The following is a 19,975-nucleotide window of genomic DNA, read 5'->3' as shown; positions in this document are numbered from 1 at the left end:
TTCCGCGGACAAGCTTGTCCGGTCACACGGCTGACGCATCCTCACCGATGTGGCTAACATCACGCCAACCCGGCGATGTTGCCGGAAGGTTACGGAGGTGCGACGTGCTGCCAGTTCGGGGTGGGGACGGCCGGAAGCTGAGGGCCTGGGGCACTCGTACCACCTGGAGCACCGTGGGCGACGGGGAGTTCTTCTGCCCCGCCTGCGGTGGAGACCGCAACTACCGCCGACGGACCGGACGCCGCCGGTTCACCGTCCTCGGCATGCCGCTGCTGCCGCGCGGCAGCGACGGGCCCGTCGTCGAGTGCCAGGCGTGCCGCGAGCGCTTCGACCCGGACGTCCTGGACCACCTCACCACCACCCGCTTCACGGCGATGCTGCGCGACGCCGCGCACACCGTGGCGCTGGCCGTGCTCACCGCGGGCGGAACCGCCTCCCGCAGCGCGCTGGAGGCCGCCGTGTGCGCCGTACGCGCCGCGGGCTTCCAGGACTGCACGGAGGAGCAGCTGGAGTCCCTGGTGGACGCACTGTCCACCGACGAGGGGCGGCTCGGGCTGTATGACGTCCCGGAATGCTGCGGCGCCGCACTGGCCATCGAGCTCCACGAGGCACTGGAACCGCTGGCCCCGCACCTGGCCGGTCCCGGCCGCGAGTCGATCCTGCTCCAGGGCGCCCGCATCGCGCTCGCGGACGGCCCCTACATCCCCGCCGAGCGCGAGGTGCTCTCCACCGTCGGAGCGGCGCTGCGCATCGACGCGGACGAGGTGGCCCGGCTGCTGTCGGCGGTCCGCGCCCCGTAGCGGGAGTCGTAGCGGGAGCGGCCACCGGAGGCGGCCCGGCCCGGAGGCAGCCCCGCACCCCCCGCGGCCGCCCACGCCCGCCCGCAGCCGCCCCCCCGCCACGCCCGGAACCGACCGGAGCCGTCTCCTCAGAGGTAACGATCCGGCCTTGCATGGCCGAAAACGCGCCCCCCGCGCCTCTCCTCGGCCCCCGATCGGGCCGTACCGGGCCCGCGCCGTCCACCCCTTGGACGCCTCGGCCGGGCCGTCGGCTTTGCACATCCGAACGGGCATGAAGACCCGGTCCGGCCGCCCTGCTTCACCCTGCCCCGTGCTGTTCGCGAGAGCGCAGCAGGGGGAGCCGTCTGCGCCGGGCGTCCCGTGTACTCCTGTTCCCGGGAGTCCACCACTGGCGGAACCTCCAGATCCAGCCGCCGTGAGCGTCAACGATTTGTAGAAGTCCACGATATCTGTGCGGCCCCCCACAGGCGTTCAATTCCGGTCACACGACGAGACGCCGCCGTTAACACAGCGGGGCTTCGATGCACGTGAACGCAGTGACAATCCTGGCGGACCAACGGGTTAGCGACCCACTCCGGCCACGGCTCACCGATCTCCTCCCACTCACCTCACCTCACCTCTTGAAGGGCAAGGCAGAGATGGCACGTGTCGCCGCCCGACCCTCCGGCAACGGAGAGCAGAGCACGCACCCGGTCGACGAGGTGCTCCCCCTCCCCAAGCTCGCGCTGTACGGCTTCCAGCACGTACTCGCGTTCTACGCCGGCGCGGTGATCGTCCCGATCATCGTCGGCAACGCGCTGAAACTCAGCCCCGACCAGCTGGTCTACCTGATCAACGCGGACCTCTTCACCTGCGGCATCGCCTCGATCATCCAAGCCTGGGGCATAGGCCGGATCGGTGCGCGCCTGCCGCTGATCCAGGGCGTGACCTTCACGGCCGTCTCCCCGATGATCGCCATCGGTCTCGGCGCGGGCGGTGGCACCGCCGCGCTGCTGGTCATCTACGGCGCGGTCATCACCGCGGGCGCGGCCACCTTCGCCTTCGCCTGGCTGCCCGCCAAGGCGTTCCGGACGGTGATGCGGCTCTTCCCGCCGGTCGTCACCGGCACGGTGATCACCGTGCTGGGCATCGTCCTGATCCCGGTGGGCCTGAACGACGCGGCGGGCGGCCTCGGCAGCCCGGACTTCGGGGACCCGGTGAACTTCGCCTACGCCGGCGGCACGATGCTCTTCATCCTCGTCCTGATGAAGACCGGCAAGCCGTTCCTGTCGAGCATCTCCATCCTGCTCGGCCTGGTCGGCGGCACCGCGGTCGCCTTCCTCCTCGGCGACACGAAGTTCGGCGACGTCGCCGACTCCGGCTGGATCGGCGTCACCACTCCCTTCCACTTCGGGGTCCCGAAGTTCGAGTGGTTCCCGATCGTCCTGATGCTGATCGTCATGCTGATCACCATGGTCGAGACGACGGGTGACACCTACGCGGTCGGCGACATCGTCGGCACGGAGGTCGACAGCGAGACGGTGGCCCGCGCCCTGCGTGCCGACGGCGCCGCGACCGCCCTCGGCGGCATCCTCAACTCCTTCCCGTACGTGGCCTTCGCCGAGAACGTCGGCCTGGTGCGGATGACGAAGGTCAAGAGCCGGTTCGTGGTCGTCGCCGCCGGTGTTTTCATGATCATCCTGGGGCTGCTGCCCAAGGCGGCCGCGATCGTCGCCGCCGTCCCGCACGGCGTCCTCGGCGGCGCCGCGACCGTGATGTTCGCCATGGTGGCCCTGGCCGGCATCCAGACGCTGGGCAAGGTGGACCTCAAGGAGGAGAAGAATGCCCTGATCGTGGGCGTCTCCCTGGCCTTCGCGCTACTCCCCGCGACCGTCCCGGTCTTCTTCACCCAGCACATGGACGCCGACCTGTCCTCGCTCCTCAACAGCGGTGTCACGCTCGGCGCCACGACCGCCATCGTCCTGAACCTGGTCTTCAACGGCCTGGCCGGGGATGACGTCCCGGCCGTCCCCGCAATCGAGCTGCCGGCCCCGGTGGCGGAGGCCGCCGTGCCCGCCGGGGCCGGGATCGCGGAGTCGGTGGTCGCAGAGCCCGCGGTCACGGAGCCGCCGGCCACGGAGCCGGAGACCGGGACGGCCGAGACCGGGAAGACGGCGGCCGGGAAGACGGCGGCCGACAGGACGGAAGGCGTCGCGACGCCCGCCACCTGATCCCGCGACGGCTCCCCGCCGCGGCTTGCGGCCCCTCGCCCGGAACCGGTCCGGGCGGGTGGCCGCAACCCGTTCCCCCGGGTGTCCCCGTACCGGTCCCCGCACAAGGGACAATGGGCGCATGAGTCTGTTCCGCGACGACGGCATCGTGCTGCGCACCCAGAAGCTGGGTGAGGCGGACCGCATCATCACGCTGCTGACCCGGGGCCACGGCCGGGTCCGGGCCGTCGCCCGCGGGGTGCGGCGTACGAAGTCCAAATTCGGCGCCCGGCTGGAACCTTTCTCCCACGCCGACGTGCAGTTCTTCGCCCGCGGCAGCGAGCTGATCGGCCGCAGCCTGCCGCTCTGCACCCAGACCGAGATCATCGCCCCGTACGGCAACGGCATCGTCACCGACTACGCCCGCTACACCGCCGGCACCGCCATGCTGGAGACCGCCGAGCGCTTCACCGAGAACGAGGGCGAGCCGGCCGTCCAGCAGTACCTGCTGCTCGTCGGCGCCCTGCGCACGCTCTCGCGCGGCGAACACGAGCCGCACCTCATCCTCGACGCCTTCCTGCTGCGCTCGCTCGCCGTCAACGGCTACGCGCCCAGCTTCGAGGACTGCGCGAAGTGCGGGATCCACGGCCCCAACCGGCACTTCTCCGTCGCCGCCGGCGGAGTGATATGCGGGGACTGCCGCGTGCCCGGCAGCGTCGTACCCTCGTCGGAGGCCATAGCCCTGCTCAGCGCCCTGCTGACCGGTGACTGGGGCCACGCCGACGCGTGCGAGGCGCGTCACGTGCGGGAGGGCAGCGGGCTGGTCTCGGCCTATTTGCACTGGCATCTGGAACGCGGGCTACGCTCCCTGCGATACGTCGAGAAATAGGAGCTGGGCACATGGCACGACGCGGGATTCTGGGGCGCTCTCGCCGCGAGTACAAGGTTCCCGAGCCGCACCCGTCCGGTGAGCGCCCGCCGAAGATCCCCGGCGAGCTGGTCCCGAACCACGTCGCGGTCGTCATGGACGGCAACGGCCGCTGGGCCAAGGAGCGCGGTCTGCCGCGTACCGAGGGCCACAAGGTCGGCGAGGGCGTCGTCCTCGACGTGCTCAAGGGCTGCCTGGAGATGGGCGTCAAGAACCTCTCCCTGTACGCCTTTTCGACGGAGAACTGGAAGCGCTCGCCCGATGAGGTGCGCTTCCTCATGAACTTCAACCGCGACGTGATCCGGCGCCGCCGCGACGAGATGAACGAGCTGGGCATCCGCATCCGCTGGGTCGGCCGGATGCCGAAGATGTGGAAGTCGGTCGTCCAGGAGCTCCAGGTCGCGCAGGAGCAGACCGTCGACAACGACGCGATGACCCTGTACTTCTGCGTGAACTACGGTGGCCGTGCGGAGATCGCCGATGCGGCGCAGGCCATCGCCCGGGACGTGGCGGCCGGCCGGCTCGACCCGTCGAAGGTGAACGAGAAGACCTTCGCGAAGTACATGTACTACCCGGACATGCCGGACGTGGACCTGTTCCTGCGGCCGAGCGGCGAGCAGCGCACCTCCAACTACCTGCTCTGGCAGTCGGCCTACGCGGAGATGGTCTTCCAGGACGTGCTGTGGCCGGACTTCGACCGCCGCAACCTGTGGGCGGCGTGCCTGGAGTACGCCCAGCGCGACCGCCGCTTCGGCGGAGCCGTCCCGAACCAGCCCGAGGGTTCCGCCTGACCGCCCGCGGCGAGCGGTGGGCCCGCGGGCCGCGCGGGCCTCAGCCGGCCTGGGCCGCCGGGCCGGCCGCGGCCGCACAGTCCGCGCAGGTCCCGAAGATCTCCACGGTGTGGGCGACGTTCACGTAGCCGTGCTCGGCGGCGATGGACTCCGCCCACTTCTCCACGGCCGGGCCCTCCACTTCCACCGCCTTGCCGCACTTGCGGCAGACCAGGTGGTGGTGGTGGTCGCCGGTGGAGCAGCGCCGGTAGACGGACTCGCCGTCGCTGGTGCGCAGCACGTCGACCTCACCGGCGTCCGCGAGCGACTGGAGGGTGCGGTACACGGTGGTCAGGCCCACGGAGTCACCACGGTGCTTGAGCATGTCGTGGAGCTCCTGGGCGCTGCGGAACTCGTCCACCTCGTCCAGCGCCGCCGCCACGGCGGCCCGCTGCCGGGTGGACCGTCCTCGTACTGGCGCGGTATTCGTCTCGCCAGGCGCAGTCGCCACCGGTTCCTCCTCGTATCGGCCTGCGGCCATTGTGCCAGCCCGGCCGGTGGTGTCCGGCGGATCATGGCCCCGCCCGGGGCCATCCGGCCGGAATCAGCCGGGCGCCCGCCTACACCGCCACGTCGTCGCGCGTGCAGACCTCCTCGTCCGCCCGTGCGGCCCTGGCGCGGCGCCGCGCCAGGGGGGCGGACAGCGCGGTCAGCGCCATGAAGACGGCGATCGCCAGCAGCACGATCATGGCTCCGGAGGGCGCGTTGACGTAGTAGGTGGTGGCCGTGCCGGTCAGGGCGACGGCCAGGCTGATCGTGATGGCCAGGCCCAGGGTGGCCGCGAAGCCGCGGGTCAGGCGCTGGGCGGCGGCGACCGGGATCACCATCATGGCGCTGACCAGCAGCAGACCGACGATGCGCATCGCGACGCTGACGGTGACGGCGGCCGTGACGGCGATCAGCAGGTTCAGCGCGCGCACGGGCAGGCCCGTGACCCGGGCGAACTCCTCGTCCTGGCAGACGGCGAAGAGCTGCCTGCGCAGGCCGATGGTGACGGCGAGGACGAAGGCGGCGAGGATCGCCATCGCGGTGACGTCGGCGGAGGCGACGGTGGTGATGGAGCCGAACATCGCGCTGAGCAGGTTGGTCGTGGAGCCGCCGCCCATGTTGATGATCATCACACCGCCGGCGAGACCGCCGTAGAAGAGCATGGCGAGGGCCACGTCCCCGCTGGTCCTGCCGCGGGAGCGGATCAGCTCCATGCCGACGGCGCCGACGACGGTGACCAGGGTGGCCATCCAGACGGGGCTGGTGTGGAGCACGAAGCCGAGGGCGACACCGGTCATGGCGACGTGCCCGAGGCCGTCGCCCATCACGGCCTGGCGGCGCTGGACGAGGTACGTGCCGATGGCGGGCGCCGTGACGCCCACCAGGGCCGCGGCGATCAGCGCCCGCTGCATGAAGGCGAGGTCGAGGAGGTCCATCAGCTCAGCAGTCCCGTCCGCAGGGGCTCGGCGCCGTGCGCCGCGTGGGGGTGTACGTGGTCGTGGCCGGGCAGGGCGTGCTGTCCGACGGCCTCCGGGGGCGGCCCGTCGTGGACGACGCAGCCGTCGCGCAGGACGACGGCCCGGTCGATCAGGGGTTCCAGCGGGCCCAGCTCGTGCAGGACCAGCAGGACGGTGGCGCCGGCGGCGACCTGCTCGCGCAGGGCCTTGGCGAGGACCTCCTGGTTGGCCAGGTCCACGCCGGCCATCGGCTCGTCCATGAGCAGCAGCTCCGGTTCGCCGGCGAGCGCCCGGGCTATGAGCACCCGCTGGTGCTGGCCGCCGGAGAGGGCGTTGACCGAGACGCCGGCGTAGGCGTCCATGTCCACGAGGGCCAGGGCGCGCTCGACGGCGGCCCGGTCGGCCTTGCGCAGAAGACCGAAGCGGGAGCGGGCCAGCCGGCCGGAGGAGACGACCTCGCGGACGGTGGCCGGGACACCGCCGGCGGCGGTGGTGCGCTGAGGGACGTAGCCGATGCGCGACCAGTCCCGGAAGCGCTTGAACTCCGTGCCGAAGAGGGCCAGGTCGCCGTCGGTGAGCGGCACTTGGCCGACGACGGCGCGCACGGCGGTGGACTTGCCGGAGCCGTTGGCGCCGAGCAGGGCGACGACCTCACCGCGGCCGACGGTGAGGTCGATCCCGCGCAGCACGGGGCGCGAGCCGAGCGAGGCCGTGGCCCCGCGCAGGGATATGACGGGCTGGTCCTGTGCCGGGCGGGGCGGGGACTGCATGGCTCGCGCCTCCGTTGCTGCTGCTGTCATCACTTGGCTCCGAGGGCTTTCTGGAGGTTCTTCAGGTTCGACCGCATGACCTCGAAGTAGTCAGCGCCCTGGGACTTGTCGGTGATTCCCTCGAGCGGGTCGAGGACGTCGGTCTTCAGGCCGGTGTCCCCGGCGAGGGCCTTCGCGGTCTTGTCGCCGGCCAGGGTCTCGAAGAACACGGTGCTGACATTGTCCTTCTTCGCGGCGGCCTGGAGTTCCTTCATCCGGGCCGGGCTGGGCTCGGACTCGGGGTCGACGCCGGAGATGCCCTGCTGGTCCAGGCCGTAGCGCTCGGCGAGGTAACCGAAGGCGGCGTGGGTGGTGATGAAGGTCTTGGAGGCCGTGTTCCGCAGGCCGTCCTTGAACTCGGTGTCCAGCGCGGTCAGCTTCGCCACGAGTTCGCCGGTGTTCTTCGCGTAGTCGGCGGCGTGGTCGGGGTCGGCCTTCTCCAAGGCCGCGCCCACGCCCTTGGCGATGTCCGCGTACTTGGCCGGGTCGAGCCAGACGTGCGGGTCCCGGCCGCTCTCGGCATGACCGTGGTCGTGGTCGTGCCCGCCGGACGCGCTCTCGTCCTCGGCGGCGTGGTCGTCGTGGCCGGCGGCGCCGTGGGTTTCCAGCGGTGTGAGGGTGGCGGCGTCGACGACGTTCTTCGCGCCGGACTGCGCAACGGCCTTGTCGACGGCGGGCTGCAGGCTCTTGAGGTAGAGGATCACGTCGGCTTCGGAGAGCTGCCCGGTCTGGCGCGGGGTGATCTCCAGGTCGTGCGGTTCGACGCCCGGCTTGGTCAGGGTGGAGACCTGCACGTGGTCCTTGCCGATCTGCTCGGCCAGGTACTGCATCGGGTAGAACGACGCCGTCACGGCGAGCTTGCCGTCCTTGCCGCCGGAGGCACCGGCGCCTGCCGGGGAGCAGGCGGTGAGGGCCGTCGCGCCGAGGGTGACGGCTCCGGCAAGGGCGGCGGCGGGTATGAGGCCTCGTACGTTCATGACATCCATTTTCATCAAAGATGGAAACGATTGTCAAAAACCCAGGTGAGGGGGCCGGGCCGGGGGCGGTGGAGGGGGATCCGATTTGAAAGGGGGGGTGCGGGCGCCGGTAACCTAAAGGCTTCGCCGTTCGTCCTCGTAATGAAGAGAGCACCGTGGCCGCCGACAAGATCGAAACCATCGTCAGCCTGAGCAAGCGCCGTGGCTTCGTTTTCCCGTGCAGTGAGATCTACGGCGGTTCCCGGGCTGCCTGGGACTACGGCCCGCTCGGTGTCGAGCTCAAGGAGAACATCAAGCGCCAGTGGTGGAAGGCCATGGTCACCGGGCGTGAGGACATCGTCGGCCTCGACTCCTCCGTCATCCTGGCCCCCGAGGTCTGGGTGGCCTCCGGTCACGTCGCGACCTTCTCGGACCCGCTGACCGAGTGCACCGCCTGCCACAAGCGTCACCGTGCGGACCACCTCGTCGAGGCGTACGAGGCCAAGCACGGCCGTGAGCCCGCCAACGGCCTCGCCGACGTCAACTGTCCCCACTGCGGTGTGAAGGGCCAGTTCACCGAGCCGAAGCAGTTCTCCGGCATGCTGGAGACGCACCTCGGCCCGACCCAGGACACCGGCTCCAAGGCGTTCCTGCGTCCCGAGACCGCCCAGGGCATCTTCACCAACTTCGCCCAGGTGCAGACCACTTCGCGCAAGAAGCCCCCGTTCGGCATCGCCCAGATGGGCAAGTCCTTCCGCAACGAGATCACGCCGGGCAACTTCATCTTCCGCACCCGCGAGTTCGAGCAGATGGAGATGGAGTTCTTCGTCAAGCCGGGCGAGGACGAGCAGTGGCAGGAGTACTGGATGGCCGAGCGGTGGAACTGGTACCGCGACCTCGGCATCCGCGAGGAGAACATCCGCTGGTACGAGCACCCGAAGGAGAAGCTGTCCCACTACTCGAAGCGCACCGCCGACATCGAGTACCGCTTCAACTTCGGCGGCAATGAGTTCTCCGAGCTCGAAGGCGTGGCCAACCGCACCGACTTCGACCTCAAGGCCCACTCCGCCGCCTCCGGCCAGGACCTCACGTACTTCGACCAGGAGGCCGGCGAGCGCTACACCCCGTACGTCATCGAGCCGGCGGCCGGTGTCAACCGCGCCATGCTCGCCTTCATGCTCGACGCGTACAACGAGGACGAGGCCCCCAACGCCAAGGGCGTCATGGAGAAGCGCACCGTGATGCGCCTCGACCCGCGCCTGGCCCCGATCAAGGTCGCCGTCCTGCCGCTGTCCCGCAACCCGCAGCTGTCGCCGAAGGCCAAGGGCCTCGCCGCCGACCTGCGCAAGAACTGGAACATCGAGTTCGACGACGCGGGCGCCATCGGCCGCCGCTACCGCCGCCAGGACGAGATCGGTACGCCGTTCTGCGTCACCGTCGACTTCGACACCCTGGACGACAACGCGGTGACCGTGCGCGAGCGCGACACCATGAAGCAGGAGCGCGTCTCCCTGGACCAGATCCAGAGCTACCTCGGCAGCCGCCTGCTCGGCTGCTAGGTTCCGCCGCGACCCCAAGACCGGTGGCCCGGTGCGCACGACTGCGCACCGGGCCACCGGTCTTTCGTGCCGGAGCCGGTCCGCTCAGGCCGCGGCGCCCTTGGCGGCCGTCTCGGCGGCGGCCGCCTCGGCCGCCCGGCGCTCGCCCTGTGCCTGGGAACGCTTGCCGTAGCGGGCGGTCCACACGGCCAGGGCGCCCAGCACCCCGTAGATCATGAACGGGCTGAGCGTCACCATGGTCCGGGTGTCCAGGGTGTACGCCAGCGCGATCCGGACCAGGGACTCGGCGATGTAGGCCACGCCCCAGACGAGCGTCATGCGGCGCAGGGTGGTGCGGAAGCCCTCGTACTGCCACAGGCCGTTCCACCAGGCGGTGCTCTCCGGGGTGCCGTCGGTGGCGAACTTGCGGCCGAAGTAGAACATCAGCGGCCGGGCGGCCGCCAGGGTGACCAGGCAGAGCAGCCCGAACAGACCGGTCACGGCGGAGTCCTTGATCAGCAGGGCCCGGGCCGAGTGGGCGCCGACGAGCGAGACGACCGCCGTGATCACCAGGAAGACCAGGGTGACGAGGGCGAACTCGTCGAGCTTGCGCCGCCAGGCCACGTGGATCGCGCTGTCGAGCACCGGCCAGGCGCCGCTGAGGAGCAGCGCCGAGAACTCGCTCCAGCCGTGGTCGTCGGTGAGCATGTTGTAGGTGATGACCGGCGCGACCACGTTGAGCCCGATGGTCAGGATCCAGCCGAGGGCGGTGGCGGCGCCGGAGCGTGCCGGAGGTGCGGGTCGTGCTGCTTGGGCGGACAAGGTTCCCCCTGGAACATGCCTGACGAGTGCGGTAGGGGGACCGTAAGGACATGTGACTGGCATGTACAAGGCGAACAACTCAAAATGATCGCCAAGGTGTCCGGACCGGAGCGTTCCGGACAGCCGGGCGGCGTCAGGCGCGCAGGCCCCGGATGATCAGACTCGTGACGGCCTCGAACTCAGTGAAGATCGTGGGCGAGAGCCAGTCCGCCGCGTACTGCGGGTCGTGGAAGCGGCCCGTGGCGTCGAAGACCGCACGGGCGGCCCCCGGCACGTCCTCGGCCGCCAGGGTGCCCGCCGCGACGCCCTCGGCCACGATCCGGGTCAGCTGGTCGATCAGCTCGGCCAGGTGCGCGTCCACCACCCCGCTGTTCTCGGCGAGCAACACGGTGTAGGTGGCGAACAGTTCCGGGTCGTCGCCCGCCTTGTGGCGCTTGGCCCGGAAGAGTGCCTCCAGCCATGCCTCCAGCTTGGAAGGGGCGCTCTCGGCGGTTGCCGAGGTGATCTCCTCCAGCATGACGACGCTTCTGGCGAGCCAGCGGTCCGTGACGGCCTCGCGCAGCGCCGCCTTCGACGGGAAGTGCCGGTAGACGCTGCCGTGGCTGACGCCCAGCGCGCGCGCCACATCCACCACCGTCGCCTTGCCGGGGCCGAACCGGCGCAGCACCTCCTCGGTGGTTTCGAGGATGCGCTCGGGCGTCAGGGGTTCGGCAGCGGCGGATGGCATGGGACGACGGTACCGCCCGCTCAGTGCTCGCTGTCGAGGTGGGCCATCTGCGCCGCCGGATAGCGCTCGCCCGCCGCGGCGCCCGCGGGTACGGCCTCCTCGATGGCGGCGAGATCGGCGGCGCTCAGGGTGACCTCCAGGGCGCCCAGCGCCTCCGTGAGCCGCTCACGGCTCCGCGCGCCCACCAGCGGCACGATGTCCTCGCCGCGCGAGAGCACCCAGGCTATGGCGGTCTGGGCCACGCTCACGCCCCTGCCCTGCGCGACCTTGCGCAGGGCCTCCACCAGGTCGAGGTTGCGGCCGAGGTTGTCCCCCTGGAAGCGGGGGCTCATCCCGCGGAAGTCGCCCGGGCTCAGTGCGCGGTCGCGGGCGAAATGGCCGCTGATCAGGCCCCGGGACAGCACGCCGTACGCCGTGATGCCTATGCCGAGCTCGCGGGCGGTCGGCAGGATCTCCTCCTCGATGCCGCGGGACACGAGCGAGTACTCGATCTGCAGGTCGGCGATGGGGGCGACGGCTGCGGCCCGGCGCAGGGTGTCCGCCCCGACCTCGGAGAGCCCGATGTGGCGCACGTGCCCGGCCTCGACGGCCTCGGCGATGGCTCCGACGGTCTCCTCGATGGGGACGGCCGGATCCAGCCGGGCGATCCGGTAGATGTCGATGTGGTCCCGGCCGAGGCGCTGGAGGGAGTAGGCGAGGAAGTTCCTGACGGCCTCGGGGCGGCCGTCATAGCCGCTGAAGCCGCCCTCGACCGTCCGCAGTGCGCCGAACTTGACGCTGGTCAGCGCCTGCTCGCGGGCCGCCGCCGACGCGGTCCGCAGGGCTTCGTTGATCAGCAGTTCGTTGTGGCCCATGCCGTAGAAGTCGCCGGTGTCGAGCAGGGTCACGCCCGCGTCCAGGGCGGCGTGGATGGTCGCCAGGGACTCGGCGCGGTCGGCCTCCCCGTAGAGGGCGGACATCCCCATGCAGCCGAGGCCCAGGGGGAAGACGCGGGGACCGGTGGTGCCGAGCACCCGGCGGGGCGCGCCGGCGGGGAGGGTGCCGGAAGGGGCGTTCTCAGATGTGGTCATGGAACGAGAATGGCATGACGGGTGACAGATTTCAATATCTGTCACCCGTCAGTACCGGCTCGGGTGACGAGTGCCGGCGTCGGGCGCCAGACGGCAGCAGTCCCTACGGCAGCAGTCAGGCGGCGGCAGTCGGGCGGCGGGCATCGGGCATCGGGGCGTCAAGCGTCCGCGCGCGCGCACCGGGCCGGCGGGTCCAGGGTGCGGGCGGTGCGCTCCGCCGTCGCGCGGGCCCACTGCCCGCTGGTCGCCGCCCCCACCACCAGGACCAGCGCCCCGCAGAGCGTGATGATCCACCAGGCCGGACCGGTCGCCGCGGCGAAGTCGGAGCCGTCCTTCAGCCCCGCCGCCAGGACCGACCCGACGATCGCCACGCCCAGGGCGCTGCCGGTCTGCCGGCTCGTCGAGGCGATGGCGGCCGCCACACCCGCCTGCGAGCGGGGCATCCCGGAGACCGCCGTGTTGGTGACCGGCGCGTTGACCATGCCGAAGCCGATCCCGAAGAGCACGTACCCGGTGAACATCAGCGGCGTGGACGCCTCGGCCCGGAAGGCGGCGAAGAGCAGTCCGCTGGCCGTCATCGCCACGCCCGCGACCAGCAGCGGCAGCCGCGGCCCCCTGCTGCCGACCAGCCGGCCCGACAGCGGAGCGATGAAGAAGGTCAGCGCGGCCATCGGCAGCATGTACAGCCCGGCGTGCAGCGCGTTCAGGCCGCGCACGTCCTGGAGGTAGAGGGTGTTCAGGAAGAGGAAGCCCGCCATCCCGGCGAAGGCGCTCACGGCGATCACGGTGGCACCGCTGAAAGGAGCGCTCCGGAAGAACCGGAAGTCGACCAGCGGCTCCTCGCGCCGGAGCTCGTAGAGCACCAGCGCCACCAGCGAGAGGGCGGCCACCGCGGCGCAGCCCATGATCAGCGGCGAGGCCAGGCCCGCGGCCGGGGCCTCGATGATCCCGTACGTCAGACTGCCCAGCAGCGACATCACCAGTACCTGGCCCACCGGGTCCACCCGCCGGGGCCGCGCCGCCCGCGACTCGGGCACGTGCCGCAAGGTCAGCAGCAGGGCCGCCAGCCCGATCGGCAGGTTGATCCAGAAGATCGAGCGCCACCCCACGGAATCCACCAGCACGCCGCCCACCAGGGGGCCCGCGGCCATGGAGATGCCCGCCACAGCGCCCCACACGCCGATGGCGCGCGCCCGCTCCGCGGGATCGGTGAAGGTGTTGGTGATGATCGACATCGCCACCGGGTTGAGCATCGCGCCACCCACCGCCTGGACCATCCGGAAGAAAATGAGCCAGTCGAGGCTGGGGGCCAGCGAGCACAGCAGGGAGCCGAGGGCGAAGAGCACCAGACCCGCGACGAACACCTTGCGGCGGCCGATCCGGTCGGCGGTGGAGCCCGCGAGCATCAGGAGCGACGCCAGCACCAGCGTGTAGGCGTCGATCGTCCACTGCAGCCCCGCGACAGAGGCGTCCAGGTCGCGGCGCATCGACGGCAGCGCCACGTTGAGGACGGTGTTGTCGAGGCTGACGATGAACAGGCTCATGCAGCAGATCGCCAGGACGAGCGCGCGCTGCCGTTGACTCGGCTCGATCATGCCGCCGATGCTACGTCCGCGCCCTCCCCGCGGCATGCGGGACAATGGGCGGATGACCACGCTCCCCACGCCCCTCGCGATCGGCCCGCACACCGTGCAGCCCCCGGTGGTGCTCGCACCCATGGCCGGCATCACCAATGCCCCGTTCCGTACCCTCTGCCGGGAGTTCTCGGGCGGCAAGGGGCTGTTCGTGAGCGAGATGATCACGACCCGCGCCCTGGTCGAGCGCAACGAGAAGACCATGCAGCTGATCCACTTCGACGCGACGGAGAAGCCCCGCTCGATCCAGCTGTACGGCGTCGACCCGGCGACGGTCGGCAAGGCGGTCCGCATGATCGTCGAAGAGGACCGCGCCGACCACATCGACCTCAACTTCGGCTGCCCGGTCCCCAAGGTGACCCGCAAGGGCGGCGGCTCGGCCCTCCCGTACAAGCGCAACCTGCTGCGGGCGATCCTGCGGGAGGCCGTCGCCGGCGCCGGGGAGCTGCCGGTGACGATGAAGATGCGCAAGGGCATCGACGACGACCACCTCACCTATCTCGACGCCGGCCGCATCGCCGTGGAGGAAGGGGTCACGGCCATCGCCCTGCACGGCCGCACCACCGCCCAGCACTACGGCGGCACCGCCGACTGGGAGGCCATCGCACGGCTCAAGGAGCACGTGCCGGAGATCCCGGTGCTCGGCAACGGAGACATCTGGTGCGCCGAGGACGCGCTTCGCATGGTCCGCGAGACCGGCTGCGACGGCGTGGTCGTGGGGCGCGGCTGCCTCGGGCGGCCGTGGCTCTTCAACGACCTGGTGGCCGCCTTCGAGGGCCGCCCGCAGGACTTCCACGAGCCCACCCTGCGCGAGGTGGCGGCCACCATGCACCGCCACGCCCAGCTGCTGGGGGAGTGGATCGGCGACGAGGCGCGCGGGGTGATCGACTTCCGTAAGCACGTGGCCTGGTACCTGAAGGGTTTCGCGGTGGGTTCCGAGATGCGCAAGAAGCTCGCCGTGACGTCCTCGCTGGCCGAACTGGACGCTCATCTGAGCGAGCTGGATCTGGATCAGGCGTGGCCGGATAGCGCCGATGGTCCGCGGGGCCGGACGTCCGGAAACAACCGGGTTGTCCTGCCCGAAGGCTGGTTGAAGGACCCCTACGACTGCGCCGGCGTGAGCGAGGACGCCGAACTGGACACGTCCGGAGGCTGACATATCGCCCTCCGTGCCGCGTGATATACGCCACGCATGGGTAAGGTTTCGCTCAGATGAGCACTGAGGTCACGGGTAAGACTTTCAAAGGGTGGCACTGGGTGCCACCCTTTGTGTGTTCAATACTTGAACGCAAATGGATCGATGATCGCTCATCTGGACATGATCAAGCCTCTGTGGCCCCCTCTCCCTTCGGGAGGTGAAGGCTCATCGGGCCTGTCCCTTACTCATGAGTTACTTTCGATCTGCTGGCGCACGGGTGGTTACGGCCGTATGACGACCAAGTGGACGTACCCAGAAGCCTTCGATCTGGGTATGTTCCTGGCCGTCAGGGCAGCCACCCGAGTCCTCGAGGAGTCGAGACCCGTGTCGGAAAACAAAGATCAGAAGTTCGTCTACGACTTCACCGAGGGCAACCGCGACCTCAAGGACCTTCTCGGCGGCAAGGGAGCCAACCTCGCCGAGATGACCAACCTTGGTCTGCCGGTCCCTCCCGGCTTCACCATCACCACCGAGGCCTGCAAGGTCTACCTCGACAGCGGCAGCGCCCCGGCCGCGCTGCGCGACGAGGTCAGCGCCCACCTTGCCGCCCTCGAGGCGAAGATGGGCAAGAAGCTCGGCCAGTCGGACGACCCGCTGCTGGTCTCCGTACGCTCCGGCGCCAAGTTCTCGATGCCCGGCATGATGGACACCGTCCTCAACATCGGGCTCTCCGACGCCTCGGTGGCCGGTCTGGCCGCCCAGTCCGGCGACGAGCGCTTCGCGTGGGACTCCTACCGCCGTCTCATCCAGATGTTCGGCAAGACCGTCCTGGACGTCGACGGCGAGCTCTTCGAGGATGCCCTCGAGGAGGCCAAGGCCGCCAAGAAGGTCACCGTCGACACCGACCTCGACGCCGCCGACCTGAAGAAGCTGGTCAAGCACTTCAAGAAGATCGTGGCCGAGGAAGCCGGCCGCGACTTCCCGCAGGACGCCCGCGAGCAGATGGACCTGGCCGTCGAGGCCGTCTTCAACTCGTGGAACACCGACCGCGCCAAGCTCTACCGCCGCCAGGAGCGCATCCCCGGCGACCTGGGCACCGCCGTCAACATCTGTTCCATGGTCTTCGGCAACCTGGGCCCCGACTCCGGCACCGGCGTCGCCTTCACCCGCGACCCCGCCAGCGGCCACCAGGGCGTCTACGGCGACTACCTCCAGAACGCCCAGGGCGAGGACGTGGTCGCGGGCATCCGCAACACCGTGCCGCTCGCGGACCTGGAGTCCATCGACAAGGCCTCGTACGACCAGCTCATGACGATCATGGAGACGCTGGAGACCCACTACAAGGACCTCTGCGACATCGAGTTCACCATCGAGCGCGGTCAGCTGTGGATGCTCCAGACCCGCGTGGGCAAGCGCACGGCGGGCGCCGCCTTCCGCATCGCGACCCAGCTCGTGGACCAGGGCCTGATCGACGAGGCCGAGGCCCTCCAGCGCGTCAACGGCGCCCAGCTGGCCCAGCTGATGTTCCCGCGCTTCGACGCGGACGCGAAGACCCAGCTGCTCGGCCGCGGCATCGCCGCCTCCCCGGGCGCGGCCGTCGGCAAGGCCGTCTTCGACTCGTACACGGCCGTCAAGTGGTCCCGCTCCGGCGAGAAGGTCATCCTGATCCGCCGCGAGACCAACCCGGACGACCTGGACGGCATGATCGCCTCCGAGGGCATCCTGACCTCGCGCGGCGGCAAGACCTCCCACGCGGCCGTCGTCGCCCGCGGCATGGGCAAGACCTGTGTCTGCGGCGCCGAGGAGCTCGACGTCGACACCAAGCGCCGCCGGATGACGGTCGGCGAGACGGTCATCGAAGAGGGTGACGTCGTCTCCATCGACGGCTCCACCGGCAAGGTCTACCTCGGTGAGGTACCCGTCGTGCCGTCGCCGGTCGTCGAGTACTTCGAGGGCCGCATGCACGCCGGCGCCGACGACGCCGACGAGCTGGTCTCCGCCGTCCACCGGATCATGGCCTACGCGGACCGCGTCCGCCGGCTGCGCGTGCGTGCCAACGCCGACAACGCCGAGGACGCGCTGCGCGCCCGCCGCTTCGGGGCCCAGGGCATCGGCCTGTGCCGCACCGAGCACATGTTCCTCGGTGAGCGCCGCGAGATGGTCGAGCGCCTGATCCTCGCCGACACGGACACCGAGCGCGAGGAGGCACTCAGTGCCCTCCTGCCGCTGCAGAAGAAGGACTTCATCGAGCTGTTCGAGGCGATGGACGGGCTGCCGGTCACCGTCCGCCTCCTCGACCCGCCGCTGCACGAGTTCCTGCCCGACATCACCGAGCTGTCGGTGCGCGTCGCCCTCGCCGAGTCCCGCAAGGACCCCAACGAGAACGACCTGCGCCTGCTCCAGGCCGTGCACAAGCTCCACGAGCAGAACCCGATGCTGGGTCTGCGCGGTGTCCGCCTGGGCCTGGTCATCCCCGGTCTGTTCGCCATGCAGGTCCGGGCGATCGCCGAGGCCGCGGCCGAGCGCAAGAACGCCAAGGGCGACCCGCGTCCGGAGATCATGATCCCGCTCGTGGGCACCGTGCAGGAGCTGGAGATCGTCCGCGAGGAGGCCGACCGCGTCATCGCCGGCGTCGAGGCCGCAACCGGCACGAACCTCAAGCTGACCATCGGCACGATGATCGAGCTGCCGCGCGCCGCCCTGACCGCGGGGCAGATCGCCGAGGCCGCGCAGTTCTTCTCCTTCGGCACGAACGACCTGACCCAGACGGTGTGGGGCTTCTCCCGCGACGACGTGGAGGCCAGCTTCTTCACCGCGTACCTGGAGAAGGGCATCTTCGGGGTCTCGCCCTTCGAGACCATCGACAAGGACGGCGTCGGCGCGCTGGTACGCAGCGCCGTCGAGGCCGGCCGGGCCACCCGCCCGGACCTCAAGCTCGGTGTCTGCGGCGAGCACGGCGGCGACCCGGAGTCCGTCCACTTCTTCCACGAGGTCGGCCTCGACTACGTCTCCTGCTCGCCCTTCCGGATCCCGGTGGCGCGCCTGGAGGCCGGCCGTGCGGCCGCCGAGTCCAAGGGCAGCGACAGCCGCTGATCCCCGGCCCTGAGAAGGCCACCCAGACCGCGCCTGCCTCCGGGTTCCCTGACACCCCGGGGCAGGCGCGTCCAATTTTCCGGTGTTCGGCAATTTTTACGCCAGCAGGCGGTGGACGGATCCCCACCCGTCCACCGCCGCTGTCATTCTGCCGGGCACGTCGGCGCTTCCCGGTGCGACCGACCGCCAGGCCCCGCAAAGCCCCCCACGGCCTTCGCGGAGCGTTTCGGTCGCATCGGAGTGTGCCCGGCGGAGTACAGGATTTCGGTTGTCACGCCCCTGCCGAAAGGGGTTTCAACTGTGGCCGAAAGGGCGTGGTGACCACGTGTGACGGCATGCATACTCATGGGGCGGGGGGATTGCGGTTGCACAGGTGGGGGTTCGGTGCTGCGTATCCATTTCACTGGAGTGGACCTGGCACGCTTACGGATGGCAGGACGTCCCGATGCGTTGTGGGAAACGATTCTCAGCTTTCACCGTTTAAGGGACCGGCGTGACGCCCGGTTGTTCGGTGAATGGCGAACGGAAACCCGGAGCAGGTTGAATAGTGAAACACGCATGCTCGGCATGCTCATACCGAGCCGCGGTTATTTCCCGGATTTCCTGACCCCCGTGGAGGGGCAGTACGGGTGGGACGTGGGCCTCGACTCGCTCCGCGGTATCCGCCCCGAGCGGATGCGCCGCGAACTGGCGCTGCTGGGCACGGGATCCCGTCTGGGGGCGGCCTTCGGCATGCCCTCCGCCGCGAGCGGGGGCGCCGAGAGCACCCTTCCGCGGCGCCTGCGGGAGTTCATGGACGCAGGGACCGGGCAGCTGCCCAAGCTGCTGGGCGAGCTGCGGGCCTACCACCGGGCGGCCGTGGAGCCCTACTGGACGCACATCCAGGCCCAGATCGAGGCCGAGCGGGCCGCGCGCGGCCGCGCGCTGCTGGACGGGGGCGCGGACGAGCTGCTGGCCTCGCTGCCGCCGATGCTGCGCTGGCGGGACCCGGTGCTGGAGTGCGACTACCCGGTGGACCGGGACGTACGGCTGCGGGGGCGCGGGCTGCTGCTCCAGCCCTCGTTCTTCTGCCGTCGTACAGCGGTGACCCTGCACGACCCGGAACTGCCGCCGGTGCTGGTCTACCCGGCCGCCGCACAGCTGGTCTCCGCGCCGACCGGCGGCGACTCCGTCCACCCGGTCGTCGAGGACCAGCGGGTGCGCACCCTGGGCAAGCTCGTGGGGCACACCCGTTCGGTGGTGCTGCGGGCGATCGGCGACGGCGCGACCACCAGCGAACTGGCCCGCAGGGCCGGGGTGTCGCTGGCCTCGGCGAGCCAGCACGCCTGCGTGATGCGCGAGGCGGGCCTGGTCACCACGCTGCGGCACGGGAACGCGGTGCTGCACACGGTGACCCCGCTGGGCGCCGCCCTGCTCAAGGGCGGGGCCGTGGCCTCCTGAGATCCCGAAAAAGTTCCACGGGGAGCGATGAGTTCTCCGCGCCTCCCGGGTCTACCCCTGGAACGCCGAACGCGCGCGCCGCACGAGGCCCGCGCGGGAGCCGACCCGGAGAAGAGGGACCGCCATGTCCGACACCATGATCTTCGTCAACCTGCCCGTCAAGGACGTGGAGGCCACCAGGTCCTTCTGGGGCAAGCTCGGCTACTCCTTCAACGCACAGTTCAGCGACGAGAACAGCGCCTCCATGGTGATCAGCGACAGCATCGTCGCGATGTTCCTGACCGAGGCCCGCTACAAGGACTTCACGCACAAGGAGATCGCGGACGCCACCAGGACCTCCGAGGTGCTGCTGTGTCTGAGCGCCGGGAGCCGCGCCGCGGTCGACGAGCTCGTCGACGCCGCGGTGGGAGCCGGAGCGACCGAGCCCCGGCCGGCCCAGGACCACGGTGTCATGTACGGCCGGGCTTTCGACGACCTCGACGGCCACACCTGGGAGATCATGTGGATGGACCCGTCGATGGTCCAGGGCTGAGCGCGGCGGGCTCCCGCGCGGGTC

At 70.3% G+C, this 19,975-nt stretch carries 17 protein-coding genes; 9 read left to right on the top strand and 8 right to left on the bottom strand.

Annotated elements, in window-relative coordinates:
• The first annotated feature begins 104 nt into the window (after positions 1 to 104).
• From AMK16_RS15560 to AMK16_RS15545, 4 genes are all read left to right on the top strand, one after another.
• A complete protein-coding gene (locus tag AMK16_RS15560) occupies positions 105 to 800 on the top strand; it encodes a TerB family tellurite resistance protein (protein ID WP_073914976.1) in 696 nt (231 codons plus the stop codon).
• Positions 801 to 1,438: 638 nt separating this feature from the next.
• Positions 1,439 to 3,010, top strand: coding sequence for a nucleobase:cation symporter-2 family protein (locus tag AMK16_RS15555; protein ID WP_242438737.1), 1,572 nt, complete (start codon positions 1,439 to 1,441; stop codon positions 3,008 to 3,010).
• Positions 3,011 to 3,131: 121 nt separating this feature from the next.
• Entirely contained in the window at positions 3,132 to 3,878 is a 747-nt protein-coding gene (gene recO, locus AMK16_RS15550; protein ID WP_030757462.1) for a DNA repair protein RecO, read from the top strand.
• Between the two features lie 11 nt (positions 3,879 to 3,889).
• A complete protein-coding gene (locus tag AMK16_RS15545) occupies positions 3,890 to 4,708 on the top strand; it encodes an isoprenyl transferase (protein WP_073914975.1) in 819 nt (272 codons plus the stop codon).
• Positions 4,709 to 4,748: 40 nt separating this feature from the next.
• Here the strand turns inward: AMK16_RS15545 and AMK16_RS15540 are convergent, their stop codons facing one another.
• From AMK16_RS15540 to AMK16_RS15525, 4 genes are all read right to left on the bottom strand, one after another.
• Positions 4,749 to 5,198: a Fur family transcriptional regulator gene (locus AMK16_RS15540; RefSeq protein WP_073914972.1), complete on the bottom strand. Its 450-nt coding sequence runs from the start codon at positions 5,196 to 5,198 to the stop codon at positions 4,749 to 4,751.
• Positions 5,199 to 5,307: 109 nt separating this feature from the next.
• Positions 5,308 to 6,171 carry a metal ABC transporter permease gene (locus AMK16_RS15535; protein WP_073914970.1) on the bottom strand — a complete coding sequence of 288 codons (864 nt, stop codon included), beginning with the start codon at positions 6,169 to 6,171 and terminating at the stop codon, positions 5,308 to 5,310.
• On the bottom strand, positions 6,171 to 6,962 hold the full coding sequence (locus AMK16_RS15530; RefSeq protein WP_107417146.1) for a metal ABC transporter ATP-binding protein: 792 nt from the start codon (positions 6,960 to 6,962) through the stop codon (positions 6,171 to 6,173). Before AMK16_RS15530 ends, AMK16_RS15535 begins: the two co-directional genes overlap by 1 nt.
• Before the next feature lie 29 nt (positions 6,963 to 6,991).
• Positions 6,992 to 7,978 (bottom strand): metal ABC transporter substrate-binding protein, encoded by a 987-nt coding sequence (locus AMK16_RS15525; RefSeq protein WP_073914965.1) that lies wholly within the window; start codon positions 7,976 to 7,978, stop codon positions 6,992 to 6,994.
• 155 nt (positions 7,979 to 8,133) lie between these two features.
• Between AMK16_RS15525 and AMK16_RS15520 the strand changes: the two genes are divergently transcribed.
• Positions 8,134 to 9,516, top strand: a complete 1,383-nt coding sequence (locus AMK16_RS15520; RefSeq protein WP_073914963.1) for a glycine--tRNA ligase — start codon at positions 8,134 to 8,136, stop codon at positions 9,514 to 9,516.
• Positions 9,517 to 9,600: 84 nt separating this feature from the next.
• Here AMK16_RS15520 and AMK16_RS15515 read toward each other — a convergent pair whose 3' ends face one another.
• The 4 genes from AMK16_RS15515 to AMK16_RS15500 form a co-directional block, all read right to left on the bottom strand.
• Complete coding sequence (locus AMK16_RS15515; protein WP_073914961.1) at positions 9,601 to 10,317, bottom strand: VC0807 family protein; 717 nt, start codon at positions 10,315 to 10,317, stop codon at positions 9,601 to 9,603.
• A gap of 133 nt (positions 10,318 to 10,450) precedes the next feature.
• Positions 10,451 to 11,044, bottom strand: a complete 594-nt coding sequence (locus AMK16_RS15510) for a TetR family transcriptional regulator (protein WP_073914959.1) — start codon at positions 11,042 to 11,044, stop codon at positions 10,451 to 10,453.
• A 20-nt stretch (positions 11,045 to 11,064) separates the two neighbouring features.
• On the bottom strand, positions 11,065 to 12,114 hold the full coding sequence (locus tag AMK16_RS15505; protein WP_073914956.1) for an aldo/keto reductase: 1,050 nt from the start codon (positions 12,112 to 12,114) through the stop codon (positions 11,065 to 11,067).
• Between the two features lie 158 nt (positions 12,115 to 12,272).
• The gene (locus AMK16_RS15500) at positions 12,273 to 13,709 is read right to left on the bottom strand and encodes an MFS transporter (RefSeq protein ID WP_073914953.1); all 1,437 of its coding nucleotides are present in this window, start codon (positions 13,707 to 13,709) and stop codon (positions 12,273 to 12,275) included.
• Positions 13,710 to 13,743: 34 nt separating this feature from the next.
• Here AMK16_RS15500 and dusB point away from each other — a divergent pair, with 34 nt between their 5' ends.
• The 4 genes from dusB (at position 13,744) to AMK16_RS15480 (ending at position 19,951) form a co-directional block, all read left to right on the top strand.
• Complete coding sequence (gene dusB, locus AMK16_RS15495; protein ID WP_073914950.1) at positions 13,744 to 14,904, top strand: tRNA dihydrouridine synthase DusB; 1,161 nt, start codon at positions 13,744 to 13,746, stop codon at positions 14,902 to 14,904.
• 366 nt (positions 14,905 to 15,270) lie between these two features.
• Entirely contained in the window at positions 15,271 to 17,979 is a 2,709-nt protein-coding gene (gene ppdK, locus AMK16_RS15490; protein ID WP_073914947.1) for a pyruvate, phosphate dikinase, read from the top strand.
• A 384-nt stretch (positions 17,980 to 18,363) separates the two neighbouring features.
• On the top strand, positions 18,364 to 19,419 hold the full coding sequence (locus AMK16_RS15485) for an ArsR/SmtB family transcription factor (protein ID WP_073914944.1): 1,056 nt from the start codon (positions 18,364 to 18,366) through the stop codon (positions 19,417 to 19,419).
• Between the two features lie 124 nt (positions 19,420 to 19,543).
• Entirely contained in the window at positions 19,544 to 19,951 is a 408-nt protein-coding gene (locus tag AMK16_RS15480) for a VOC family protein (RefSeq protein ID WP_073914941.1), read from the top strand.
• Positions 19,952 to 19,975 lie beyond the last annotated feature (24 nt).

The organism is Streptomyces sp. CB00455, assembly GCF_001905445.1.
Lineage (GTDB): Bacteria > Actinomycetota > Actinomycetes > Streptomycetales > Streptomycetaceae > Streptomyces.
This window is presented reverse-complemented; position numbering and strand designations above follow the sequence as displayed.